This window comes from Pseudomonas uvaldensis, from assembly GCF_021271205.1.
In the GTDB taxonomy this organism is placed as follows: Bacteria; Pseudomonadota; Gammaproteobacteria; order Pseudomonadales; family Pseudomonadaceae; genus Aquipseudomonas; species Aquipseudomonas uvaldensis.
Genome location: NZ_JAIWKS010000050.1, coordinates 1 through 376 on the forward strand (window position 1 = coordinate 1; position 376 = coordinate 376).

The window sequence follows — 376 nt, forward strand, 5'->3', positions numbered from 1 at the left end:
GGTACTGCCGTTGTTGTAAACGTCATTGGCTGGGGTGTCGACCGCGACAGTGCCGGTAGTTTGACCCGCCGCGATGGTGATGACCGCGCCGTTGCTCAAGGTGACGGTGACTGGCGTCTGCGCTGGGTTGGTCAGCGTGGCGGTGTAGGTAATCTGACCGCCTTCGGTAATGGTTTCGCTGGCGCTCAGCGTCAGGCCGGTAGTGTCCGCCGAATCGGTGATCGTGGTGACCGCAGGCGTGTTGCTAGGCACCAGATTTTCGAAGTTGCCGCCGGTTGCGCCGGTAATCGTAGTGCTGACAGTGCTGCCGTTGTTGTAAACGTCGTTCGCTGGGGTATCGACGGCGACGGAGCCCGTGGTTTGGCCGGCAGCGATA

Annotated in this window: 1 protein-coding gene; it reads right to left on the reverse strand. The window is 61.4% G+C overall.

Annotated features, from left to right (window positions below; translation table 11 throughout):
- Positions 1–376: immunoglobulin-like domain-containing protein (locus LCU97_RS26535; protein WP_232778219.1), on the reverse strand; the 376-nt coding region annotated here is incomplete at both ends.